This is a genomic window from Pedobacter sp. BS3 (assembly GCF_008274585.1).
Classification (GTDB): Bacteria; Bacteroidota; Bacteroidia; order Sphingobacteriales; family Sphingobacteriaceae; genus Hufsiella_A.
In genome coordinates, this window is sequence record NZ_VTRT01000013.1 from 1 (window position 1) to 24,912 (window position 24,912).

General features: G+C 43.9%; 23 protein-coding genes. 11 read left to right on the forward strand and 12 right to left on the reverse strand.

Annotated features, from left to right (window positions below; all coding sequences use genetic code 11):
• Positions 1 to 135: 135 nt before the first annotated feature.
• The 3 genes from FW774_RS19790 to fbaA form a co-directional block, all read right to left on the reverse strand.
• The gene (locus FW774_RS19790) at positions 136 to 525 is read right to left on the reverse strand and encodes a GNAT family N-acetyltransferase (RefSeq protein ID WP_242457894.1); all 390 of its coding nucleotides are present in this window, start codon (positions 523 to 525) and stop codon (positions 136 to 138) included.
• Complete coding sequence (locus tag FW774_RS19795; protein WP_149350204.1) at positions 506 to 1,060, reverse strand: low affinity iron permease family protein; 555 nt, start codon at positions 1,058 to 1,060, stop codon at positions 506 to 508. The genes FW774_RS19790 and FW774_RS19795 overlap by 20 nt, the downstream gene beginning before the upstream one ends.
• Before the next feature lie 138 nt (positions 1,061 to 1,198).
• On the reverse strand, positions 1,199 to 2,278 hold the full coding sequence (fbaA, locus tag FW774_RS19800) for a class II fructose-bisphosphate aldolase (protein WP_149350206.1): 1,080 nt from the start codon (positions 2,276 to 2,278) through the stop codon (positions 1,199 to 1,201).
• Positions 2,279 to 2,435: 157 nt separating this feature from the next.
• Between fbaA and accD the strand changes: the two genes are divergently transcribed.
• Positions 2,436 to 3,278, forward strand: a complete 843-nt coding sequence (accD, locus tag FW774_RS19805) for an acetyl-CoA carboxylase, carboxyltransferase subunit beta (protein ID WP_149350208.1) — start codon at positions 2,436 to 2,438, stop codon at positions 3,276 to 3,278.
• Positions 3,279 to 3,466: 188 nt separating this feature from the next.
• On the opposite strand, the gene FW774_RS19810 is transcribed toward accD, so the two are convergent.
• The 6 genes from FW774_RS19810 to FW774_RS19830 all read right to left on the reverse strand — a co-directional run bounded on the left by FW774_RS19810 (position 3,467) and on the right by FW774_RS19830 (position 6,397).
• Complete coding sequence (locus tag FW774_RS19810; RefSeq protein ID WP_149350209.1) at positions 3,467 to 3,811, reverse strand: hypothetical protein; 345 nt, start codon at positions 3,809 to 3,811, stop codon at positions 3,467 to 3,469.
• A 114-nt stretch (positions 3,812 to 3,925) separates the two neighbouring features.
• The gene (locus tag FW774_RS19815) at positions 3,926 to 4,231 is read right to left on the reverse strand and encodes a hypothetical protein (RefSeq protein ID WP_149350211.1); all 306 of its coding nucleotides are present in this window, start codon (positions 4,229 to 4,231) and stop codon (positions 3,926 to 3,928) included.
• Between the two features lie 210 nt (positions 4,232 to 4,441).
• Complete coding sequence (locus tag FW774_RS20755) at positions 4,442 to 4,567, reverse strand: hypothetical protein (protein WP_262714451.1); 126 nt, start codon at positions 4,565 to 4,567, stop codon at positions 4,442 to 4,444.
• A gap of 12 nt (positions 4,568 to 4,579) precedes the next feature.
• Positions 4,580 to 5,716 carry a cysteine desulfurase family protein gene (locus FW774_RS19820; RefSeq protein ID WP_149350213.1) on the reverse strand — a complete coding sequence of 379 codons (1,137 nt, stop codon included), beginning with the start codon at positions 5,714 to 5,716 and terminating at the stop codon, positions 4,580 to 4,582.
• Positions 5,717 to 5,760: 44 nt separating this feature from the next.
• Complete coding sequence (locus tag FW774_RS19825; protein ID WP_149350215.1) at positions 5,761 to 6,066, reverse strand: helix-turn-helix domain-containing protein; 306 nt, start codon at positions 6,064 to 6,066, stop codon at positions 5,761 to 5,763.
• Complete coding sequence (locus FW774_RS19830; protein ID WP_149350217.1) at positions 6,050 to 6,397, reverse strand: type II toxin-antitoxin system RelE/ParE family toxin; 348 nt, start codon at positions 6,395 to 6,397, stop codon at positions 6,050 to 6,052. The genes FW774_RS19825 and FW774_RS19830 overlap by 17 nt, the downstream gene beginning before the upstream one ends.
• A 222-nt stretch (positions 6,398 to 6,619) precedes the next feature.
• Between FW774_RS19830 and FW774_RS19835 the strand changes: the two genes are divergently transcribed.
• The gene (locus FW774_RS19835; RefSeq protein ID WP_149350218.1) at positions 6,620 to 7,561 is read left to right on the forward strand and encodes a hypothetical protein; all 942 of its coding nucleotides are present in this window, start codon (positions 6,620 to 6,622) and stop codon (positions 7,559 to 7,561) included.
• A gap of 132 nt (positions 7,562 to 7,693) precedes the next feature.
• Here FW774_RS19835 and FW774_RS19840 read toward each other — a convergent pair whose 3' ends face one another.
• Positions 7,694 to 8,224: a dihydrofolate reductase family protein gene (locus FW774_RS19840; protein WP_149350223.1), complete on the reverse strand. Its 531-nt coding sequence runs from the start codon at positions 8,222 to 8,224 to the stop codon at positions 7,694 to 7,696.
• Between the two features lie 254 nt (positions 8,225 to 8,478).
• On the opposite strand from FW774_RS19840, the gene FW774_RS19845 reads away from it, so the two are divergent.
• The 8 genes from FW774_RS19845 to FW774_RS19880 all read left to right on the forward strand — a co-directional run bounded on the left by FW774_RS19845 (position 8,479) and on the right by FW774_RS19880 (position 16,999).
• Positions 8,479 to 8,637, forward strand: coding sequence for a DUF433 domain-containing protein (locus FW774_RS19845; RefSeq protein ID WP_262714452.1), 159 nt, complete (start codon positions 8,479 to 8,481; stop codon positions 8,635 to 8,637).
• Positions 8,638 to 9,734: 1,097 nt separating this feature from the next.
• Entirely contained in the window at positions 9,735 to 10,013 is a 279-nt protein-coding gene (gene rpsO, locus FW774_RS19850; RefSeq protein ID WP_149350224.1) for a 30S ribosomal protein S15, read from the forward strand.
• 217 nt (positions 10,014 to 10,230) lie between these two features.
• The gene (gene pnp, locus FW774_RS19855; RefSeq protein ID WP_149350226.1) at positions 10,231 to 12,387 is read left to right on the forward strand and encodes a polyribonucleotide nucleotidyltransferase; all 2,157 of its coding nucleotides are present in this window, start codon (positions 10,231 to 10,233) and stop codon (positions 12,385 to 12,387) included.
• A gap of 178 nt (positions 12,388 to 12,565) precedes the next feature.
• On the forward strand, positions 12,566 to 13,843 hold the full coding sequence (locus tag FW774_RS19860; protein ID WP_149350227.1) for a Na+/H+ antiporter: 1,278 nt from the start codon (positions 12,566 to 12,568) through the stop codon (positions 13,841 to 13,843).
• A 124-nt stretch (positions 13,844 to 13,967) separates the two neighbouring features.
• Positions 13,968 to 14,843 (forward strand): helix-turn-helix domain-containing protein, encoded by an 876-nt coding sequence (locus tag FW774_RS19865; RefSeq protein ID WP_149350229.1) that lies wholly within the window; start codon positions 13,968 to 13,970, stop codon positions 14,841 to 14,843.
• A 61-nt stretch (positions 14,844 to 14,904) separates the two neighbouring features.
• Positions 14,905 to 15,489, forward strand: coding sequence for a DapH/DapD/GlmU-related protein (locus tag FW774_RS19870; RefSeq protein ID WP_317132772.1), 585 nt, complete (start codon positions 14,905 to 14,907; stop codon positions 15,487 to 15,489).
• Between the two features lie 17 nt (positions 15,490 to 15,506).
• On the forward strand, positions 15,507 to 16,562 hold the full coding sequence (locus FW774_RS19875; RefSeq protein WP_149350230.1) for an NAD(P)-dependent alcohol dehydrogenase: 1,056 nt from the start codon (positions 15,507 to 15,509) through the stop codon (positions 16,560 to 16,562).
• Between the two features lie 41 nt (positions 16,563 to 16,603).
• A complete protein-coding gene (locus FW774_RS19880; protein WP_149350231.1) occupies positions 16,604 to 16,999 on the forward strand; it encodes a cupin domain-containing protein in 396 nt (131 codons plus the stop codon).
• Positions 17,000 to 17,251: 252 nt separating this feature from the next.
• Here FW774_RS19880 and FW774_RS19885 read toward each other — a convergent pair whose 3' ends face one another.
• Together FW774_RS19885 and FW774_RS19890 are read right to left on the reverse strand one after the other, a co-directional pair.
• On the reverse strand, positions 17,252 to 18,886 hold the full coding sequence (locus tag FW774_RS19885; protein WP_149350233.1) for a RagB/SusD family nutrient uptake outer membrane protein: 1,635 nt from the start codon (positions 18,884 to 18,886) through the stop codon (positions 17,252 to 17,254).
• A 19-nt stretch (positions 18,887 to 18,905) separates the two neighbouring features.
• Positions 18,906 to 21,836, reverse strand: a complete 2,931-nt coding sequence (locus FW774_RS19890) for a SusC/RagA family TonB-linked outer membrane protein (protein WP_149350234.1) — start codon at positions 21,834 to 21,836, stop codon at positions 18,906 to 18,908.
• Between the two features lie 391 nt (positions 21,837 to 22,227).
• On the opposite strand from FW774_RS19890, the gene FW774_RS19895 reads away from it, so the two are divergent.
• Positions 22,228 to 24,816 (forward strand): glycoside hydrolase family 2 TIM barrel-domain containing protein, encoded by a 2,589-nt coding sequence (locus tag FW774_RS19895; protein ID WP_149350235.1) that lies wholly within the window; start codon positions 22,228 to 22,230, stop codon positions 24,814 to 24,816.
• The last annotated feature ends 96 nt before the right edge of the window (positions 24,817 to 24,912 follow it).

A 24,912-nucleotide genomic window follows, 5' to 3' on the forward strand; every position in this document is an offset into this window, starting at 1 on the left:
TTAAGCCCGCCAGAGCCGATGGTACTGCCGTAACAGGTGGGAGAGTAGGTCGGTGCCACCCCTTTTTTTGAACGCCTGGTAATGACTATTACCGGGCGTTTTGTATTTAAGGAAGTTTTTAATTTTTAGAGATATTTAGCGATGTAATACCATCTTATAATGCAGTATACCTGCTTCTTCAAACGGATTGTTTTCCTTTACAAATCCAAATCTTTCATACAGCGGTATTGCCATTATTTGTGCATGAAGGCAAACCTGATCTCCTGGTGCCGGCCGGATATCGGCCAAAACGTTTTCTACCAGTGCACTTCCTACGCCTATCCCTCTGTAGTCTTTTAACACAGCGAAACGTTCTAATTTGATCCCCTGTTCTGTCTTACGCCAACGGGCTGTTCCGGCTGCATTGCCGTTAACAAATGCCAGAAAATGAGTAGATTCTTCATCGTACTCCCACTCCATTTCCGGTGGACAATGCTGTTCTTCAATGAAAACAGTTCTCCGGATATCAAATACTTTTTTTAGCATTTCCGGATCGGTTGTTTTTTTGACCTCGAGCTGATGATTTAGCATGTTTTATGTTCTTATCAATGGCTTCTAATTCCTTCTCTTCAGTCTTTAATTCATTTTTAATTTCTTTAGCATCAATAGAATGGGAGCAGGTAATATCACGTTCCTTTTTTGCTACCTGCGCCAGATGTGCATAGAATTTATGAAGATGATCCAGTTCTTCTTCTGTAAGATCTTCTATATCGACCATTCGATTGCTTGAACCTTCCTGTGCTGCTATCAGCTCATTAAGTTTGAGCTGTATAGCTTTTGAATCTTTGTTCTGAGTTTTCTGAATAAGAAATACCATTAAAAAGGTAACAATGGTGGTACCTGTATTGATTACCAGTTGCCATGTTTCCGAGTAATCGAAGAATGGGCCTGATACTGCCCATAAAACAACAATAAATACGGCTGAAATAAAGGCATAAGAACTTCCTGTGAAGGTTGTGGCTGCGTTAGCAAAGCGTTCAAAAAAGCTTTTTTTTACTTTGCTGTGCTTTGGATTATCCATGCAATATATATTTAACTATGAAGTTTGATGGGCTGACTATCAAGATTTTCGTTCCTGATGTGCCAAATCTTCAGTATATATACATAAAAAAACCACCGATAAAACATCGGTGGTTCTAAAAAAGAGTAAATAACTTAATTACAGTTTATCATTTACATTTAAGCAGTTGAGGTCTTCAAATGCTTGTTTTAATCGTTTTACAAAAGCTTCTTCACCTTTACGCAACCACACACGGGGATCGTAATATTTTTTATTTGGTGAATCTTCACCTTCGGGATTACCGATCTGGCCTTGCAGGTAAGCTTCCTTAGATTTGTAGTAATCTAATACGCCTTCCCAGAATGCCCATTGCATATCGGTATCGATATTCATTTTTATAGCTCCGTAAGAAATGGCTTCGCGTATTTCTTCTTTTGACGAGCCTGAGCCACCATGAAATACGAAATTAATCGGCTTTTCGGTAAACAGGTTATGTTGCTGTTTTACGAAATCCTGCGAATTTTTAAGAATTACAGGTTGTAATTTTACGTTTCCTGGTTTGTATACGCCGTGAACATTGCCGAATGCTGCAGCTATAGTAAAGCGCTCGCTAACACTTTTCAGTTCCTTATAGGTATATTCTACTTCTGCTGGCTGGGTGTATAATCTTGAGCTGTCAACATCTGAATTATCCACACCGTCTTCTTCACCGCCGGTTACGCCAAGCTCTACTTCGATGGTCATTTGCATGGCCTTCATGCGCTCCAGGTATTTTTTGCTGATCTCAATGTTCTCTTCCAGCGGCTCCTCTGAAAGGTCGAGCATGTGCGAAGAAAATAACGGCTTGCCATGCTGTTTGTAAAACTCTTCACCATAGGTAAGCAATCCGTCTATCCAGGGTAATAATTTTTTGGCAGCGTGGTCGGTATGAAGAATAACTGCAACTCCGTATTTTTCGGCTAACAAATGTACGTGCTTTGCTGCAGAAACTGCGCCTAATACGCATGCCTGTAAATTATCGTTGTTCAGTGATTTTCCTGCATAAAACTGGGCTCCGCCGTTTGATAGTTGAATAATAACCGGAGAGTTTACCGCTTTGGCTGTTTCCATTACAGCATTGATCGAGTTGGTGCCAATAACGTTTACTGCCGGTAAGGCAAACTGATGCTTTTTAGCTTCTTCAAATAATTGTTGTACCAAATCGCCGTATAAAACGCCTTTATAATTTTTAAGATCCATAGTTTAAGTTTGACTTTATTTGCGTGCCCGAAAATAGGAATTTTAAATGACCTGAGTATCATTAAGGTGCAGTTTTTAACGGCTGCCGGGAATGGTTTAATGTTTAGGCAATCTATTTTTTAAATTTTTTGTTTATTTGTACCGATAATCCTACTACATGGCTTGGTTTAAAAGAGAGAAAAAAGGAATAATTACAACTACCGAAGAGAAAAAAGAAGCTCCGGATGGCCTTTGGAATAAGTGCCCTAATTGTAAGAAGCCGCTGCATTACACAGAACAAGTTGAGAATAAGTACGTTTGCCATTATTGTAACTATCACTTGCGTATCGGATCAAAAGAGTATTTTTCTATATTATTTGATAATAATGAGTTTACAGAGTTGTTTGGGAACCTGAAATCGGGCGATCCTTTGCACTTTGAGGATACTAAAAAGTACACCGAGCGCCTGGAGGATAGCTATAAAAAAACCGGTCTTAACGATGCCATTCGGGCAGCTCAGGGTAAAGTTAACGGGATTGATATGGTAATTGCCTGTATGGACTTTAGCTTTATCGGTGGTTCTATGGGTTCTGTAGTGGGCGAGAAGATAGCCCGATCTATAGATCACTGTATAAAAAAGAAATTGCCTTTTCTGATGATATCAAAATCAGGCGGAGCCCGTATGATGGAAGCTGCTTTTTCATTGATGCAGATGGCTAAAACATCGGCAAAGCTGGCTTTATTGAGCAAGGCCGGCATTCCCTACGTTTCGTTGCTAACGGATCCTACAACCGGTGGCGTTACAGCTTCGTACGCAATGCTTGGTGATATTAATATTGCTGAACCGGGAGCGTTAATTGGCTTTGCCGGCCCACGGGTTATTAAAGAAACGATTAAGAAAGAACTTCCTAAAGGATTTCAAACTGCAGAATTTGTATTGGAACATGGTTTTCTCGATTTCATTGTAGACAGAAGACATTTAAAATCCAAGCTATCGGCGTTTTTGCGGATGGTAGAGTAGATAACAAAAATATACCTGCAAAAAGAAGGGGTTGTCTCAAAAGTCAGTAAAACCATCTATTTACAGTCACGCTTCCCCCGAATTCTCGGGGGAAGCGCCTGTAGCCATAATGAACCAATCCTTCGACAGGCTCAGGATGACCATAGGGGACTTTTGAGACAACCTCTTTTGTTTATTGTTCTTTCTGATTATTGCTTTGCGGCGTTTTGTTCTTTAATGGCTTTTTTCATTTCTTTTACTTTTTCGTTTTGTTCAGGAGTAAGCACTGCTGAAATAGCGTCATTAGTTTCTTTTGACATCTGTTTAGCTTTTGCCTTTTTATCCTCATCACTTAACGTGGTGTCTGCAGTGAGGGCTTTCCGGTCGGCACTGGCCTTTTTCCTGATCTCTGTAATTTTTTGCTGCTGATCTGCCGAAAGACCTAATTGTTCCATTGTTTCTTTGTTCCATGAAAACGTGGCCTTTTTCTCCTGAGCATGTGACGCTACACCCAGAAATAACGCAATAATTGCTGTTAAAAATAATCTTTTCATAAATTTATTATCATTAATATAAGGGATTAAATTACTATTTTATTTGAATAAAAAAGGCTTCGCTGAAAAAATATTTTTCAGCGAAGCCTTTTTGTAATGTATTGAAAATGAGTATTATATTCCGGGTTCGTGCCCCGGGCCCAAAGGTTCATGGGTACGTCCGGTTGGGCGACTGGCAAAGTCCGGGTCTATTGGCGGACTATTTGTATGATCGATGTGTATTTTTTCGTTAGAATCTTCATTCTCGTCCCAATCTTCATCGTTGTCAGTATCCGGGTTACCGGTATCTTCATTTTCATCCCAGTCTTCGTCATCATCAGGATCCGGAATATCCTCTGGTCCCGGGTGTTCTGGCCCCACATCATAGGGTGAATAATTCCTTGAATCATCAGCCCATTCGGTTTCTTTGATAGTTTCCATAGGTTTATTTATTGATAATAACAAGTGAGCGGGTAGTAATTGTTTTGGGGAAATTGTTAAAAGATGGAAGGTGGAAGGCTGGAAGGTAAAAGGAGTAAGGTTTAGGGCGTAATGCAAACAACGAAGGACTAACAACTAACAACTAACAACGAAACAACCAACAAACCAAACAACCAACATACTAACCAACGAAGGATTGCCCTGACTTATTTAAACCTGATTGAAGTGTATACCGGCCCGGTGCGTAATGCCCCGCGAGGTATCGGGCCGGGCAGCAGGCGTATGAACGGAAAGCAGGACTATTTTTGCCAAAGCCACACTGACCTTGCTTTTCAAAATTTCTTAATGCTATTTCTGAGGGTTAAATAGTTCTTTAATGCAATTGATGGCATAGTCTATTTCTTCACGGGTGGTGTATTTGCTGAAGGAGAAACGTACTGCCGGGCGATTGGGATCGGCGCCGATTGCAGTGAGCACGTGCGAGCCAATGTTGCTGCCGGAACTGCATGCGCTGCCTCCCGAAGCGGAAATTCCGGCTATATCCAGGCTGAACAGTAGCATATCGGCCATTTCGGTTTCGGGAAAGAGTACGTTTAAAATGGTGTACAAACTTTTACCGGGCGATGTTTCGCCGTTAAACGTGATTCCGGGTACGGCTTGTTGCAGTTGCTGCATCATATAGGTTTTGATTCCCTGGATGTAGTTTCTGTGGTTATCCAGGTTGGCATAAGCTAATGTGAGCGCTTTGGCAAGACCTGCTATGCCGTAAACGTTCTCGGTTCCACCACGCATGTTTCGTTCCTGTGCGCCACCGGTTATGAAGGGCTGTATTTTTATGTTGTGGTTGATGTATAAAAAGCCGGCTCCTTTGGGCCCGTGGATTTTGTGCGCTGAACAGGTTACAAAATGTACGTTTAGCTTGCTCAGGTCAAAGCGGTAATGTCCCATAGTTTGCACGGTATCGCAATGAAACAGGCTGTTATAGGTTTTGCACAACTCGCCTACTTTTTCAATATCGGTTAGGGTGCCTATTTCGTTATTGGCATGCATCAGCGATACAAAGCTGCGTTCGTTTTGCTGTAGTAATTGTTCCAGGTGCTGCAGGCTGATATTGCCTTTATCGTCGGTTTCTACGTAGCTTAAGCGGATGCTGTTTTCTTTTTCGAGCGCCTGAAGGGTATGCAGTACGGCATGATGCTCTAGTTGAGAGGTAATGGCATGTTTGATACCGTAATCGTGTATACCACAACGGATGGCCATGTTATCGGCTTCTGTGCCGCCGGACGTGAAAAATATTTCTGCCGGTGATACACCCAATAGTCCGGCGATGGCTTTGCGGGCTTTTTCTATAATGGTACGCACCTCACGCCCGTGCGCATGTATGGATGACGGATTACCGAAATGTTGTTCCATAACCTGGTACATTTCGGAAAGCACTTCCTTATCAATGGGTGTGGTGGCTGCATTATCCAGATAAACTCGCATAGGGATTATAAAGGTGTAAAGTTAAGATAGTATGGGTTTTCTTTTTACAGTTTGATTGAGAGTTCTAAATGCCCGCCAAATCCAAGTTCAACTATCTTTTGTAGTGTTGAAATTCGAGCTTCTTTAATGTTATTCTCAATTTTTGAAATGTAAGATTTGGTTGTGCCTACTTTTGCAGCCAGTTCTTCTTGCGTTAATCCTTTTTCAAGTCTGGCCTGGTGCAATAAAACTCCTATTTTGAAGTTTTCATAACCCGCTTCCAGTTCGTCCCGCTTTTTTGTTCCGCGTTTGCCGTAGTTCTTTTCTTTAAACTCCTCAAGAGTCATCACATTTTTATTTTTCGTTTTCATATTCTTCTTTTATTTTGAGCGCCAACTCAATCTCTTTTTTAGGTGTTTTTTGTGTCTTCTTATGAAATCCGTTTGCCAATACGACTAATTTTCCTTCGTCGAAAAAACAGAAAATGCGAAAAATATCGCTCCCTGACTGAACTCTTATTTCGTAAAGCCCGGCTGTATTCTTAATATGCTTGAGATAAGTTTCAGGGACTCTTTTTAAATCTTCTACCAGGTCAAATGTCCAAACAATCTTCGCTTTTACTTTCCTGTTCTGTTTCTCAAAAAAAGTTTGGAAGTAATCCTTGTAAAAGATAATGGTTCTGTATTTCCGATTTTCATTCACACTGCAAAGATACGCAAGTTTCACTTTAGTGAAACAATGTTTTGTTTTTAATAAGAATGTTTGTTCGGGAAGCTTGAAAGCGAGCGAAGCGGGGCTTTGTCATATAAACCAGACAAAGGACAGCGATAGTTGTCCGGAGTTAGAGACTTATCAATAAATGAAGCTGGAGCTTCGTTTAATCGAGCTTCTAAGAATTAAATTGTTTACCTATCTTTAAATGCCATGAGAAAAATATTTTTATTACTTGCCGGGGTATTCATCGGAATAGCGGCAAGCGCACAACATATTGGTACAGCGTACCGGTTAAAGAAAGTGATACCCGTATCGGGGCGCCAGGGAATTGCCATTGATAAGGACTATTATTATGTATCGGACACGAAGGCGCTTTATAAATACGATAAGGCAGGTAATGTTGTCATGAAGAATCTTCAACCGTTCCAACATCCGGAAATCGCGAATCATTTTGGGGATATAGATATTTTTAACGGTGAACTATATTGCGGCATTGAGAAATTTGAGTATGGACGCGGGCAGAATATAGCGGTTTCGGTTTATGATACGAAGACTTTAAAGTGGAAACGCGATATGAATTGGGAACCGGCTTCGGGGCAGGTTGAAGTTTCGGGCATTGCTATTGACCGTGAAAAGAATATGGTTTGGATGTCTGACTGGGTAGATAGTCGCTATGTGTATTGCTACAGTCTTGAAACCGGCAAGTATTACACTAAGATGCAATGCCGGCCTGCACCTTACTGGTGCCAGGGTATATTCATTGCAGATGGAAAGATGCTGTTTACCGCCGACGATGGCGAAGCTACGTACCAGATTGCCGATAATATTTATATTGCTGATATCTCTGCAGTTCCATTTACGGGTTTAAAGGACGGCGAACAATTTTCTGTGGTTGATAATAAACCGGTAAAAACACCTGGCAAGGTTGCTGCCGGAGCTATGGCGGGGCGTTTGACGCTGTTCCGTGAAATGTCCGACTTTCGGCGTGCAGGGGAGATAGAGGGCCTTTCTATCGACCCGGCGAATGATGACCTTGTTGTTTTAAACAATCGCGGCACACAAATTCTTCTTGGCATGTCGCAGGGGCCTTTTACCGATGAAGGCTACACGCAAGAAATTCATGAGCTTTATATTTATGAGAAAATTAAGTAGGAAAGGAGCTTTAGGCTTTACCATGATGGCATAAGGTAAACTCTGTACGGTTTAACCTTACGCCAAGAGTGGGCCTTCTAAGGCTTATTTATGCCAGCTTAGTCTCGCTGAAATCTAAGCCAGGCAGAATGTTTATTTCTTTATGGGTTGATAAGTTAGCTGGATTGTCCCTGTACTAAAAGTTTCAGTTTTTATCAGTTTAAAAATCGTTTCATCAGGTTTGTTTGCAAATAATGGTAACCCTTCTCCAATTACAATCGGTACAATCCGTATCAGGAGTTCGTCTACAAGCCCTTTGTTTAAAAACTCAGTATTGATCTGTCCGCCGCCAATCAACCAAATATCTTTTCCGCCTTTTGCTTTTAAGTTTCTTACCAGATTAGAAATGTCGGACGTGAACTGTACAAATTCTGTGTCAGCATGATTTGTTCTGCTTATAACATAGTTCTCTTTATCGGGGAAAGGAAATGGGATACCGAACCCCAAAATTTCTTTGTAGGTACTGTTCCCCATGATGGTTGTATCAATTTTCTTGTAAAATTCGCTGAATCCGTGGTCGGTCTTGTCAGGGTTGGGCACACTTTTTAACCACTCTACATCTCCGTTTGGTTTAGCAATATACCCGTCTAAGCTCATTGCTAATGATAAAATGATTTTTCTCATCTATTGCCTATATTAACTTATTTGGTTTAATGATATACAGCGTAAACTTTTTTTTGTGACAGAATTATTTGAAACTGGTCAAATTAAACATGTTCTAAAGTTCCAGATAGCATGAGCAAAATCGTAAGTATTTCGGACTTTAGAAAGAAAAATATTATTTTTGAATAAAGGCCAGCAATCATGGATACGCATGTTTATATCGAAGTCAATCCACAGATTATGATGGGTAAGCCCGTTGTAAAAGAGGTACACGCATTGCCGTAGAAATGATTTTAGAATCACTTTCGGAGGGTAAATCTATTGAAAATTTGTTGGAAGCCTATCCCAGGTTGTCCAGGGATGCCGTTTTAGCAGCCTTGTCTTTTGCCGCTGATGCGTTAAAAGGAGAAAAGATTTATCCGGTTGCGGTATGAAGTTCTTAGCCGATGAAGGGATTGAATACTTTGGAACGTTCTAAGATGGTTTGCCCGGCTATCTCTCAATATCATGAGCAATTGAACGGTTCGTTTACCGTTATCCAGCCTAATGCTGCCCGGATAAGGAAATAAATACCGGCTTATTTATGTCAGTCACTATGCTTTGTTGAAATTTGAGCCAGATGAAGCTTAATGCTTTATCAGGATGGCACAAGGTAAGCCTTGTACGGGTCGCCGCTTAACCTTGCGCCAGAGTGGGGCTTAATCTTTTCTCTTTACCCTTTTTCTTCTCCAATAAATCTACTATTTTACTCCTAATCATTCAACTCCTACAAACATAGGATGACGAGAGCTTTTTTGGTCAGCCCCTATTCGTAAGTTAATAGCAGCACTGCCCCGACCCATCTAAACCGCGATGGAAGCGGATACCGGCCTTGTGCGTAATGCCTCGCAGGCGTATGAGCGGACAGCCGGGCTACCGGAAACTAAGCGGCAATAGTTTTGCTTTTCAATAAAAAAATAAACCTGTTTGCCGTTCGCTCAACACTTTCTTTTAATATCGGTAATGATTTTATTGGGCGGGTAGCGTTAATCTCCGGCTTTATGAAAATATTACGGGGAAGTTGTAAGTGGGCTTATGGTTCATAGCTTATGGTTCATAGTTCATAGCTTATAGTCCGGAAGTCGGGAAGGTCAGAAAAGACCGGAAGCGAGAAAGGTGGAAGGTTAGAAGGCAGAAGGTTTAAGGCATAAGGGTAGCTAATGGCTTATGGTTCATGGCTTATAGTCCGGAAGTCGGGAAGGTCAGAAAAGACCGGAAGCTTTCTCCCTCCCTTTGGGAGGGTCGGGGTGGGCCAAACAAGAGACAAGACAAGGAGCAGAAACTACTCCCTCTCCGCCAGCCGGCGGAGGGTTGGGGGTGAGGCCTAACAACGAAGGACGAATAACGAACAACAATATAACCATTTAGTATTTCAGCCTGGTGACCGGGCAGGCGCTGGCATTTTTACTTTTTACTTTTGATTTTTGACTTAACAATGCGTACCTTTGCGGGCAATTAATTCATTTTTAACCGCTTTAATATTATTCAGGTAATGTATTTAAGTAAAGAAGCAAAAGCAGATATTTTTGCAAAGTATGGAAAAGGGGCAACCGATACAGGTTCCGCTGAAGGTCAGGTAGCGTTGTTTACTACACGTATTGCTCATTTAACCGAGCATTTGAAAGCAAACAAAAAAGATTTTTCTACCCAGCTTGCACTGCAAAAATTAGTAGGTAAACGCCGTGCAATACTGGCATATCTCTACAAAAAGGATATTGAAAGATATCGTGCTATTATCAAAGCCCTGCAGCTAAGAGATATTATTAAATAGATCTGGCCGGGCACAAAAAAGCCATCTCAGCGGGGATGGCTTTTTGTTTTTTCATCAGTAAATGCCGGCTTCAAAACCTGGTGAAAAAATGATAAAATTCTTTACGCTGTTTTAGCAAAATTCACCCGAAAGAATTTTATCTTAGCTGCAAAACAAACAAAAATTATCATATAAAAACGGTGTATTCAAAAGAGGAAAAATACACTACTTAAACAACATGAGTTATAACACAATTAAAAAAACATTCGATCTGGGCGATGGCCGTATGATCGAGATTGAGACCGGTAAGCTGGCCAAACAGGCCGATGGATCGGTTGTAGTGAAAATGGGCGATACTATGCTGCTTGCCACAGTGGTTTCGTCAAAAACAGCTAAAGAGGGCGTTGATTTTCTGCCCTTATCGGTAGATTACCAGGAAAAATATGCGGCTACAGGCCGTATCCCGGGAGGCTTTCTCCGTCGCGAAGCAAAATTATCAGATTACGAAGTATTGATCTCACGTTTGGTAGACCGTGCCTTGCGCCCGATGTTCCCGGACGATTATCATGCAGACACACAGGTAATGGTTACCCTGATCTCTGCCGATAAAAATATTATGCCCGATGCGCTTGCCGGCTTAGCAGCTTCGGCGGCATTGGCCGTTTCAGATATCCCGTTCAACGGGCCTATTTCCGAGGTTCGTGTAGCTAAAATTGACGGAAAGCTGGTGATAAACCCGCTAATGAGCGACCTGGAAAGAGCTACGCTGGAATTTATTGTAGCCGGCTCTGAGAATGATATTGTGATGGTTGAAGGCGAGGCAAGCGAAATTTCTGAAACCGAAATGGTGGAGGCTATTGAGTTTGCCCACAAAGCAATTAAAGTACAGGTACAGGTACAAAAAGAGCTGTCTGAAATGGCTGGAAAAACCGTTAAACGGGAATATTGCCATGAAGATAGTAATCCTGAGCTTCGTGAGAAGGCTTTCGCCGATACATACGATAAGGTATATGCTATTGCCAGATCCGGTTCATCCAAGCATGAGCGTTCTGAGAAATTTGCCGAAATTGAGGAAGCGTTTATTGCTTCGTTAGGCGAAGAAGCAGATGATACAACCGTATTTCTGGCCAAAAAATATTTCCACGATGTGCAATACGATGCGGTTCGTAACCTGGTGCTGAACGAAGGCATCCGCTTAGATGGCCGCGATGTACGTACGGTACGCCCCATCTGGAGCGAAGTAGGTTATCTGCCTGCCGCACACGGTTCGTCGATATTTACCCGTGGCGAGACCCAATCGTTAACCTCGGTTACGCTGGGCGCTAAAATGGATGAGCAACTGATTGACGGTGCATTCATTAACGGTTATAACCGTTTCCTGTTACACTATAATTTCCCGGGATTTTCAACCGGAGAAGTTCGTCCGAACAGGGGCCCTGGCCGTCGTGAAATTGGTCACGGTAACCTGGCTATGCGTTCGTTGAAAAAAGTTCTGCCACCGGATGATGAGAATCCGTATACTATCCGGGTAGTATCTGATATCCTGGAATCTAACGGTTCCTCATCAATGGCAACAGTTTGCGCCGGTACGCTGGCGCTGATGGATGCCGGTGTAAAGATCAAAGCACCTGTATCCGGTATTGCCATGGGTTTAATAACCGATGAGAAAACCGGTAAATATGCCATTCTGAGCGACATCCTGGGAGATGAAGATCACTTAGGTGATATGGATTTTAAGGTTACCGGAACAGAGAAAGGTATTGTTGCCTGCCAGATGGACCTTAAAATTAACGGTTTGCGTTGGGAAGTGCTTACCGCTGCCTTAGAGCAGGCTAAAGAAGCCCGTTTGCATATCCTGAACGAGATGAAGAAAACCATTTCGGCTCCGCGTGAAGACTACAAGCCGCATGCGCCACGTATCATTACGCTTAAAATCGATAAAGAGTTTATCGGTGCGGTTATCGGGCCGGGTGGTAAAATTATCCAGGAGATACAGCGGGAATCCGGCGCTACCATCGCTATCGAAGAAAAAGATAACCAGGGCATTGTTCAGATATTTGCTGATAATAAGGAAGCCATTGATAAAGCGCTGTCGCGTGTACGGGCTATAGCCGCAAAACCGGAAGTGGGCGAGATCTATGAAGGTAAAGTGAAATCAATTATGCCTTTCGGTGCATTTGTTGAAATTATGCCTGGTAAAGATGGCTTACTCCATATTTCGGAGATTGACTGGAAACGGTACGAATCAATGGATGGCATTTTCAATGTAGGCGATGAAGTTCGTGTGAAATTGCTGGATATTGATAAGCAGGGCAAGCTGAAATTATCGCGTAAAGCGTTAATTCCGCGTCCGCCAAAACCAGAAGAGAAAAAAACGGAAACAACAAATCTGTAATAAAAAAGGCTGCCAACAGGCGGCCTTTTTTGTTTAGGGCCGAAGTGATCAAAGCGTGATAATGATACTTCCTCTATATAGTGATTAGAGCAACATTTCCTTGAATTTCACCGTAATAAGAAATTGCATACAGCGTGTAACATTGCTATTTTGCATTTAATCTAAGTGGCATAGCCTCATGGAAAACTACACCATCATATTATTGTTGCTCGGTGTTATGGTGTTGCTAAGCACTATATCCGACAAGATAAAAGTTGCGTCGCCTATACTGCTTATCTGTGCAGGTATCGGTATGGGCTTTTTGCCCGGTATGCCGCCCTTACAGATCGATCCTGAAATTATTTTCCTGCTGTTTCTGCCGCCATTGCTGTACGATGCGGCCTTTAACATCTCACAACCACATTTTAAAACCAATTTTGGCACTATCAGCGCTTTAGCCATCGGGCTGGTGTTTCTCACTACGGCCGGCATAGCCGTTATTGCCCGGTACACTATTCCGGGTATGACCTGGCCGGTTGCTTTTGTACTGGGCGCCATACTTGCAGCCACCGACGCTGTGGCGGCCATTGGTATCACCAAAAATCTTGGTCTTACGCATAATACTGTTACCGTGCTGGAAGGCGAAAGCCTGATCAACGATGCCTCTGCATTGGTAGCCTATCGTTTTGCCGTAGCTGCTGTTACCGGCATCACTTTCGTCTGGTGGAAAGCAGCATTGAGTTTTGCGATCCTGATGGCCGGGGGAGCACTTACCGGCCTGCTGATGGGCAAGCTGTTAGGCATCCTGTTACGCTTTGTCCGGAAAAACAGCTTGGCCGTTCTGAGCTATACCTTGCTGGCTCCGTTTGTTACTTATCTGGTAGCCGAAGAATTTCATTTTTCCGGCATTATCGCGGTGGTGGTATTAGGTCTTGCGGTATCGAGATTAAGCGCCGCCAAATTTCCGGAGCATTTGCGCCAGCAATCGCATACTATCTGGAGTATGATCGTCTTCCTGTTAAACGGACTAATCTTTATCATTATTGGTTTAGAGCTGCCTATGGTCATCAGGTCAATAGACAGTAGCCTTTTGCTGCCATATATGGGGTATGCGTTGCTCATCTCAATTGTTGCGTTGCTTATCCGTATGCTGATGGTTTTCAGGGAACGGAAAAGCGTAGAACGTGTGCAGCAGCGTGCTCATCAGATACCGGCACGAAGAAGAGTGTATAAGTCGGTGCTCTTAACGGTGAAAGAAAGTCTGATCATTGGCTTATCCGGTATGCGGGGCATTGTGTCGCTGGCTATTGCGGTAGGTTTACCGGTAACATTAGAAAGCGGTGCAGATTTCCCGATGCGCAATGCTATTATTTTTATATCAACGATGGTGGTGCTAATTACCATATTAGGCCAGGGACTTTTGCTGCCCGTTTTTATTAAGAGACTTAATGTCAGAAACTCTGCAAAAGCAGCATAGTTCAATATTCCTGCACGGCATCCTAGAAAATTGAATGTCTGAACGGTAAATTAAGTACGATTGACAATAGGGACGCTCAACTGTAAAGTTGAATTAAAATGATTGATTTTCTTAATTTTGTTTTATGGATAAGCAAGTGCGTCCGGTGTCTGCATTCAACAATGAACTCAAGCTGAAAGGTTTCAATGTATTTGAGATTGAAAGCGACAGCCCGGCGGTGCGCTTTTACAGCCGGAAGGATTTTTATAAGATCTGCCTGACGACCGGCAAGAGCGTCATTCACTATGCCGACCGTAGCTTTGAAGCTGAAGGTACGGTTCTGTTTTTCGGTAACCCGCATATTCCATATTCATGGGAGACGATCTCCTCAGCTTATGCAGGCTATACTTGTCTTTTTTCGGAAGGATTTTTAAACACTTCTGAACGAGCAGCCATCTTGCAGCAGCCGCCTTTTTTCAGGGTAGGGGGAACTCCAATCTTAACCATCACCGAGCAGCAACGCATTTTTCTGAATGGCATATTCCGGAAAATGATCGAAGAGCAGCAGAGTGATTATGTTCACAAGGATGACCTGATCCGCAATTATATCAGCCTGATCATTCATGAAGCCATGAAGCTTCAGCCCTCTGAAAATTACGATCAGCATAAAAACGCGGCTTCCCGTATTACCGCTGTTTTCTTTGAGTTACTGGAGCGGCAGTTTCCCATTGAAAGTCCTGATAAACCTTTGCAGCTCAAAACAGCGCAGGATTATGCGCAACACCTTGCCCTTCATGTCAACTACCTGAACCGGGCGGTGAAAGAAGTTACCGGAAAGCCGACAACTGCCCATATTGCTGAACGGATCATCAGCGAGGCCAAAGCATTGTTACAACATACCGATTGGAATATCGCCGAAATTGCTTATGCCCTCGGCTTTGAATATCCAAGCTATTTCAATAACTATTTTAAACGCCTTACAGGTACCAATCCAATGTCGCTTCGTGTTGCCGAAGTTTGATTTTCTTAATCATTGGTTTGAAAATTATAAACAGCAGAAGCCCTGGATATCCGACCTTTGCATGATGAAAGGTATTTTTGAAAGATTGAAAGGCGGCAAGACCGTTCCATTGGATGACCCTGAGTTTCTCAAGGTAAACGAGGTGGTGAACCGTACGCTATCTTTGTCTCCGGCACTCAATGCTGCAACAAGTACGGCTGAAATACGGCAAAGATTAAGTGAGATCATCGGTACTTCGCTGGATGAAAGTACTACTATATTCGCACCATTCTATACCAATTTTGGTCGCTTTATAAAAATCGGTAAACAGGTTTTTATCAATCATGCCTGTTCTTTCCTGGATATGGGTGGTATCACCATAGAAGACCAGGTCATGATCGGTCCGAAAGTCAACCTCATTACGGAGAACCATCCTCTGGATCCGGCCGACCGGAGATCGATGCTGTGTAAGCCTATCCTGATCAAACGCAATGCCTGGATTGGTGCGGGTGTTACCATTCTGCCTGGTGTAACCATCGGCGAAAATGCCGTAGTGGCTGCAGGAGCCGTTGTTTCAAAAGATGTACCTGCAAACACTGTTGTTGGCGGCATTCCGGCAAAGGTTATTAAAAACAATTTTTTCATAAGGAACGATTATATTAATTAAGGTAAAATAAGAATCAGATGAATATAACAGCAGTTAAAGCGTATGGCACTAAAGCGGCCGAAGCACCGTTAAACCTATTAAATATTAACCGTCGGAAACCGACGCCGCATGATGTGGCCATTGATATCCTGTATTGCGGTGTTTGTCACTCCGATTTACATACAGCCAGAAACGAATGGCATGGTACGATCTATCCATGCGTTCCCGGCCATGAAATTGTGGGAAGAGTAGTCAGCGTGGGCGATCATGTCAGCAAATTTAAGGTTGGCGATTTGGTTGGCGTGGGTTGTATGGTGGATTCCTGCCGGGAATGTGAGTACTGCAAGGAAGGTTTGGAGCAATATTGCGAACCCGGTATGACCGGCACATACAATTCGCCTGATAAGCATTTAAATATGCAAACTTTCGGGGGCTATTCAGAAAGTATTGTGGTTGATGAAAATTTTGTGCTGCGTATACCAGAAAACCTGGATCTGGCGGCCACTGCACCGTTGTTATGCGCAGGCATCACTACTTATTCACCGCTGCGCCACTGGAACGTGGGCCCGGGCAAAAAGGTAGGTGTGGTAGGTATTGGCGGTCTGGGTCACATGGCTATCAAGCTGGCTAAAGCAATGGGGGCACAGGTAGTGGCTTTTACCACCTCAGAATCAAAGTTTGCAGAGGCCAGGCGGTTGGGTGCAGATGAAGTGGTATTATCCAAAGACGCTGAGCAGATGGCTGCATATCGCGGTAAACTGCATTTCATACTGGATGCTGTTTCTGCCGAACATGATATCAATGCTTATCTCAGCCTGTTGCGGGTAGACGGTTCGCTGGCGTTGGTAGGCGCTCCGGAGCAGCCATTGCCGGTTGTTGCCTTCAGCCTGATCCCTGGGCGCAAAAGCTTTTCCGGCTCGATGATCGGTGGTATTGCTGAAACCCAGGAAATGCTTGATTTCTGTGGTAAGCATAACATTACGGCCGATATCGAAATGATCGGTATACAGCAGATCAATGAAGCGTATGAACGTTTGCTGAAAGGCGATGTAAAATACCGCTTTGTGATCGATATGGCATCATTGAAAAAATGAGCACGGGTCTGAACCAGGAATTTTAACTATAAATAGCTATTATGGAAATTACAAGAAATGGCTCGAACCCATCCGTAAAGGGATCAGCGGATTGGTTCACCGGTGCAGTGAGGATAGATCCTTTATTTGACGCGAATGAAGCCCGGCGTGGGGCGGCTGCTACCGTAACCTTTGAACCAGGAGCGAGAACTGCCTGGCATACACATCCACTTGGGCAAACCCTGATTATTACAGCCGGGCTTGGTTGGGTACAACGCGAAGGCGGCCCGGTAGAGCAGGTTCGTCCCGGAGACGTAGTTTGGTTTGAACCTAACGAAAAGCACTGGCATGGTGCTTCGGCAACAAACGGAATGAGCCATATTGCCATACAGGAAAATCTTAACGGGAAAGTGGTTGACTGGCTGGAGCAGGTCTCAGACGATCAGTATAAGATCTAAGCAAAAACTGGCGTTTTGTACAGTGGTTGCCCCGAAATAAACTTTTGTTTCTATTTATTATTTATTTCCGGACTTTTTAGTAAAACGGGGTTGACTAAAAAGTTCTCGTCAAAATGACAGTGTTTTTTGACTTTTTGGTCAGCCCCGTTAAAAATAGTTGCCGTTATAAAAACAGGTTAATAAAGATTGCTTCTCCGCCAACTGGCGGAGAAGCAATGATGCTCTATTTTCGTCATTACCCCGAGGCCCAGTTTAATAATCTTTATTCTGCGGCATGGGTGTCACCCGGTTGGCATCAATTACATCCTGTGGAATAGGCAACAAGGTATCCCGTGCAGTTACTACCGGCCCGGCTATATGGTTGTATTGTTTTACACGCGTTAGCCAGGTGTGTGTACGCAGCAGCGTATAGCGGCGTTCTTCTTCAGAGAATAGTTCCCTGGAACGTTCGTCTAAAATAAAGTCAAGCGTGATCTGGCTGGCATTCACCGTTGGTGCATGAGCACGGTTACGCAAGGCATTAATTGCATCGCTGGCCAGATCGGTGCGGCCTAATTTCAGATACGCTTCGGCCAGAATAAGGTATGTTTCTGCCGAGCGGATATACATCTGATCGTTATATTGCCGGTCAACGTTAACGTCGATAGGGCTGGTATAATCCCATTTACGGGTACTGGGCCAGTTAGCATTAGAGTTTTTCTCTATAGAGGTACGGTTGAGTGCAACGACGTCTCCCAAATGATACCCGGCAGGAACACCGTTGGGGTTATTGATGGTATAAGAAAATCGCCAGGCGTAATCCGAACCGCGATCATCGCCGGCATCGTACAGGCTGATAGCATACAGGGTTGGCCCGAACCGCCCGATACCACGGCCGCCAAAGTCGGCTGATACCAGGAATGGCGAAGTGCTTTTTCCGTCGGTACCTTTCATTGTAAATGAGTAATAGCGATTCACCCAATAACGGCGCATCAGGTTATCACCTTCGCCGCCAGCCACATTTAATTCGTTTTGCAGTACCCAAAGCGCTTCGGTGTTACCTGCGCTGCGGTTCGCGTTGTCGCCGATAAACATATCGGTAAATGGGGTGCCGGGTTGCGAGGCATTAGCGCCAAAGCGTGCTGTTACCAGTTTATATTTGGCATTGGTGGTAACTTTTAACGCGTAATCCCTGGCTTTTTCGTTAAGCCCTTCGGCAAGATAAAGCTCTGCCAGGTAATGCTGGGCAGCGCCTTTGGTCATTTCGCCGGCATTGGAGGGTTCTTCGGGTAAATATTGTTCGGCAAATAACCAGTCATCTTCCATCGCTTTGCGTACTTCTGCTACGCTGTTGCGTGGCCAATCCTCGCGGATATTTTCTCCCGACGATTCTTCAAGCGTTAGCGGAACATCGCCCCATAAATAGGTTAAATGGCGGTAACACCAGGCCCGGATGAAACGGGCATTGGCCAGTATCTCATTTTTCTGAGCTTCTGTCCAGTCTATACCCGGGTTTTCTGCCCGGTGGATAATGGTATTGGCCGCGTTAATGGTTTCATACAGCCAGGCCCATTCTTTGCTGAACTGTGGTTGCGAGGAGTTGTTATTGGCTCCGAATTTATTGAAGATGTCTTCTAAAACGCTGGCATAGTTACCATACGCGTTATCAACACCGATGAATGCCGGCCCCAGCATCATGGAGTTTGGCGAGCCATAATCAATACCCGACCGTGAGCGTCTGACCTCGTTATACAGCCCGTTGATACCGGCATTAAAACCTGCTTTATTGGTATAGAGGTTGTCGGCAAGTAAGGTGCCCGGGGCGTCTATTTTTAGTGCATCTTTTGAACAACCGGCCAATAAGGTGATGGTGAAGATGCCGGTTGCTAATTTTTTATGTAGTTTCATGACTTTTCTGTTTAAGCTTTTACAATCCAATGTTTAACCCGAAAATAAACTCCTTTTGTAAAGGGATGCCTTTCTGATCTGTCAGTTCGGGATCCATACCCGTCCATTTGGTAATGGTAAACAGGTTCCGGGCATTAACGTATACCCGTAGCTTATTTACGTGAATATCCCGCAGCACTTTCTGCGGAATATCATACGAAAATGAAATATCCTTTACCCGAAGATAGCTATCGCTTTGAAAAATATGTGCAGGTGCCGTGTTTGCTCCCACAACGTTGGCATAATATTCATTAGTAGGATTATCCGGCGTCCACCAGTTCTTTTTAACCGTGTTATACCTTACGCCCGAGTTTACATCATCTATCAACAACGGGTTACTTCTGCTGGTGCCCTGTACACCCTGCATAAATACATAGAATGTGAAGTTTTTATAGGCGAAGGTGTTACCTAAACCCCAGATGAAATCGGGTTGCCGGCTGCCGATAATGGTTTTGTCGCGAGGATTGATCAAGCCATCGTGATTTAAATCGACAACTTTTGCATAGCCCGGTTTGGCATTGTATTTAGCGGCTTCTGTTGCTTCATCAAGCTGCCATACACCAGCATAGATGTAGTCAAAATTTACATTGATAGGCTGCCCGATAAACCAGGTATTCAGCGTATCGTTCTTGCCATCGCCGTACAGGTCTAAAATTTTGTTACGTACAAATGCAAAGGTAGCGTTGCTGTTCCATGAAAACCCGCTTTCTGTTTTCATATTGATGCTGTTCAGGCTAAGATCGAGACCTTTATTGGCTGTTTTACCCAGGTTCTGTACAATGGAACTGCTGCCATGCACAGATGATATCAGGCGTTTCAGCAGCAGGTCGTGTGTTCTTGCCGAATAGACATCCAGGCTTCCCTGTATACGACCGTTCAGCAGGCCAAAGTCAACCCCAAGGTTTGCAGTATTGGTAGTTTCCCAGCGCAGGTTGGGATTGGCCAATGTTTTGGGAATGTACCCGGGTGCTGTAGAGGAGCCATTAACATAAGATCGTTCTAACATGGCGGCTAATGTCCGGTAAGCACCTACGGCCTGGTTACCATTACTGCCGTACGATAAACGGAGCTTCAGGTTAGATACCCATTTAGTATTAAAAAATTTCTCGTTACTGATATTCCAACCCAGGGCAACAGACGGGAAGAAGCCGTATTTATAGTTCTCGCCAAAACCGGAAAATCCGTCTCTACGGCCCGTCAGCGTTAGCAGGTAACGGCTATCGTACGAGTAATTGATACGGGCCATCTGTGAGATCAGCGTTTCTTTGGTATAGCCGGCTGCGGGCAATGCAGAAAGAGCGACATTGGCCTGATAATAGGTTAAAACGTCGTTCGGGAAACCGGTAGCATCCAGCGTATCTGCTTTGTTTACATCATACTGGTAGCTATATAATCCTGTAAAGCTGATGGTATGCTTGCCGAATGTGCGGTTGTAATTTAAGATGTTTTCAATCAATAAATTATTTTCCAGGTTGTTACGGGTTCCTAAGCTACCCTTATTTTGTACACCTGTACGGGTATTCATGCCGTAATAGGTTTTCTGCTCACGCGATGTATACTCTATACCGGTATTTAAACGGTATGATAATCCTTTAATGAACGGCAGGTCTATATTCAGGTAATTGTTGGTTAGCACCTTATAGGTTTCATCGTCATTGCTGGCCAGGGTAGGAGCAAGGGGATTGGCAAAAAAGGTGTCCTCCGGCCAGGGATATATGGTAGGAGAGCCGTCGGGGTTGTATGCTGTAGTAAGCGGGTTAAAGGTAAATGCGCCGTATTCGCCGGCAAAAGTGGCCGGCAGGCCGCTGCGGTTATTGTAGGATAATTGCGTATTGGTACCGAATGTTAACCATTTGGTCACATTAGATTCTACGTTAACACGGGTTGAAACACGCTTGAAATCATCGTTAATGGCAATTCCCTTAACACCCAGGTAGGTGCCTGACAAATAATAACGGGTATTCTCACTGCCGCCGCTAACACCCAGCGAATGTTGTGTCCGCTGGCCGGTCCGGGTTACCAGGTCGGCCCAGTTCGGGAAATTTTTAGAGCTGTATACCGCCTGTTCTGAAGCGGTAATCACACCCGGCTCGCGGGTTTGCTTAAACTGGTAAAACTCTTCGGGACTCATCATATCCGGCAGGTTGGCATAATGCTGTATGCCATAAAAACCGTCATAAGTAATGGTTGGCTTGCCTCGTGTTCCTTTTTTAGTGGTAATAAGTATTACTCCGTTAGAACCACGGGAACCGTATATGGCCGCTGATGAAGCATCTTTCAATACTTCAATGGATTCAATATCCGTAGGATTAATATCCGATATGCTGCCATTATAAATAATACCATCTAACACGATCAGCGGCGTATTGCTGGCTGTAATAGAATTGCTGCCCCGAATCTGGATATCATTGCTGTTGCCTTCGGCTCCGGCACTGCTCTGGTCAATAGATACGCCGGCAACAGCTCCCTGTAAAGCCTGTGCGAAATTGGTGTTGGGCAGGTCTTCCAGCCGTTTCCTGTCTACCGATGCTACGGCCCCGGTAATATCTTTCTTCTTTTGGGTTCCGTATCCCACAACAACAACTTCTTCCAGGTTGGTAATGGCCGATGCCAGTACGGCATTAACGGTTGTTTTACCCGAAACCGGAATTTCCCGGGTAATAAATCCTACGGAAGTAAAAACCAGCATATCGTTATTGCCGGCTTCTATCTGGTAATTTCCGTTAGCATCGGTAACCACTTTTTTGCCTGTACTTTTTACAGCTACTGTTGTTCCCGGTAAAGGGCCGTTATCGCTCTGAGCGGTAACCTTACCCTTAATAATCTCTGCCTGAGCTAACGCTATACTGCTATAGCATAATGCAGCAAACAGCAGGAAGAGATGAATTGGATGTTTAAGTAATCGTTTCATACTTTCATTTAAATTTAGAATTGATTAAGTGTTGGCTTTTTGGATTCGTTTATTTAGTATTCTGACTATCAGATCATTGTTCTCAGAACGAATAATAAAAAGCTGATTAGTAAAAAAGCAATGAAAAGAAGACCGGCATAAAAGTTAGACTTCAGCTTGTTTAATATAGATTTCATAGGCAAAAACTGTTAATAAAATTAAGCTGACTTTTAAAAATTAGTACGGGTCATTTTTCCCATTTATACCTGTTAAATGCTGCAACACATTTGTACTGTATATTGTTACATCAGGTCTGATTTGTACGGTATATCTGTTTCATTTATCAGGTATCAATCTTTCCGGCTCTGTATACCTTGTGCTTGTCAATTTATAACCGGAATCAATACCTGTGATGCTAAAGAGATTTTTGCTATTGTGTGCCTGTATGTTGTTTCTGACACGTATAACGCCGGCCCAAACGCCACCGGGCAGGGTGCAGTGGAGCGTGAATGATAACTGGAGGTTTAAACCTTCGGGCAGTGAGTTTGCCATGCTTGCCAAAACCAGCGACAATGCCTGGGAACGTATTAACCTGCCTCATACCTGGAACGCCAAAGACCCTTTTGACGATGATGCAACTTACCGGCGGGGAATTAGCTGGTATCGCAAAACGTTATTTGTTGATGAAAGCCTGAAGGATAAAAAAGTATACCTGTATTTTGAGGGGGCTAACCAGGTTAGCGATGTGTATGTAAACGGTGCTTTTGTGGGGCAGCATAAAGGCGGTTATACCGCATTTTCATTTGATATTACCGGCTCCCTGAATTTTGGCGCCGACAACCTGATTGCTGTACAGGTAAATAATGCACAGGATAATTTTATTCCCCCTTTATCGGTCGGATTCGCCTTATATGGAGGCATTTATCGCGATGTATGGCTTATCGCGGTAAATAAGTTGCATTTTAATATGGCCGATCATGCCTCCTCCGGCATTTTTATTTCCACACCAAAGGTTTCGGCACAACAGGCCACGGTAAACATCCGCGGAAGCGTGAAAAACGACGGAACCGGATCAAAAACATTTGAAATTATCCATCAGATATATGATGCCCAACAAAAGCTGGTAACTACGGTAAAGCAAAACCTGTTGGCTAATGCCGGACAAACCAAAGAATTCAATCTTACCAGCGGGGATATCTCATCACCCAATTTGTGGAGTCCCGAAAATCCCTATTTATATACGGTGGTCAGCCAGGTGATCGAAGCCGGGAAAGTAGTGGATGAGATCCGTAATCCGTTAGGATTTCGCTGGTTCAGCTTTAGCCCCGATACCGGTTTTAGCCTGAACGGGAAGAAGTGTGTACTGCGTGGAACTAACCGTCATCAGGATATGGAAGGCAAAGGATCGGCGCTTAGCAACGAAGATCACATCCGTGATATGAAGCTGATCAAGGAAATGGGCTGTAATTTTGTGCGCCTGGCACATTACCCGCAGGATCCCGAAGTATTGCGTATGGCTGATAAGTTGGGTTTGCTGGTATGGGAAGAAGTGCCCGTAGTGAATAACATGAACGTTGACGCAGAATTTCTGAATAACAGCAAAAATATGCTGCGGGAGATGATCAGGCAACATTATAACCATCCATCGGTGATTGTATGGGGCTCAATGAACGAGGTGCTGCTGTGGAGCAAAGATTCAGAACGAATACAGGTACAAACCGATACCGCTTATGTCAATGGCGTTAAGAAATTCGCTGTGCAGTTAGACAGTACCGTAAGAGCCGAAGATCCTACACGTTACAGCACCATGGCCATGCACATGAGCGATGATTACGAGAAATATGGTTTTGCAAACATTGCGGCAGTTTCGGGCTGGAATATTTATAATGGATGGTATAGCGGAGAGGTAGCGGAATTTAGTAAGCTATTTAATGAAAAGCACCGGCTTTATCCGCATGAGGTGCTGCTGATCAGCGAGTACGGCGCAGAAAGCGATAAGCAGATCAATACCGAAAATCCGCAACGGCTGGATTTTTCGGGACAGTATCAGCGCTATTATCATGAATCTTATCTGGCACAGATGAAAAATATGCCTTATTTGGCTGGTACGGCCATCTGGAACGAATTTGATTTCTCGCAGCCCAACGTGGGTGGAACCATGTCGCACATGAACCACAAGGGAATGGCTACCTGGGATCGCAAGCCTAAGGATGTATATTACCTGTATAAAGCCAACTGGAACCCCGAACCGATGGTGTATGTTGCCACCCGCGACTGGCTGAAACGTGGCGGAAAGCCGGGAGCTCCGTCAACCATTGATGTGTATGCCAACACAGGCGAGGTAACATTAACGGTAAACGGAAAATCGTATGGAACGCATAAACCGGATGGTGTGAATAAGCTTAGCTGGAAAGTAACTCTTCAGGAAGGCGATAATGTAGTGCTGGCAACGGGGATAAAGGATGGCATAACTTATGCCGACAGGGTAGTTGTTCATTACTCGGTTTTTGATGATAAGATAGCGCCTGGTTTTAGTTCGCTGGCTGTGAATACAGGTTCAAATGCACAATATATTGATGATGCCGGACAGATATGGATTGAAGATCGCCCGTATAAAAAAGGCGGTTACGGTTATATTGGCGGCACTCAGGCGATGTTGAATATCAAGACATTGATAACCCATACCAATGATACGCCCTTGTTTTATTCGTACCAGGATGATGTTAAAGGCTACCGGTTTGATGTTCCTGATGGCCGGTATGAGCTGGAACTATGCTTTATTGAGCCGGAAAAAATTGATAAGAATGAACGGGTATTCAACGTTTCGGTTAACGGTTCTCTTTTTTTGCGGAATATTGATCTTGCAGCCGAATACGGGCAGGGTGTGGCTGTAAAGAAGAAAGTGATCGCCGAAGCTAAGAATGGACAAGGGGTTTTTGTTGAATTTGGTAAAGTAAAAGGAAATCCTGTGCTAAGCGGGATACGGTTAGTGCGGCAGTAAAGAATTGTAAACTAACATATAGTGAGAACGTAAGAGATTGCTTCGTCGTACCTCCTCGCAAAGACGAAAATAGGAGCGTCATTGTCCCGAGACTTC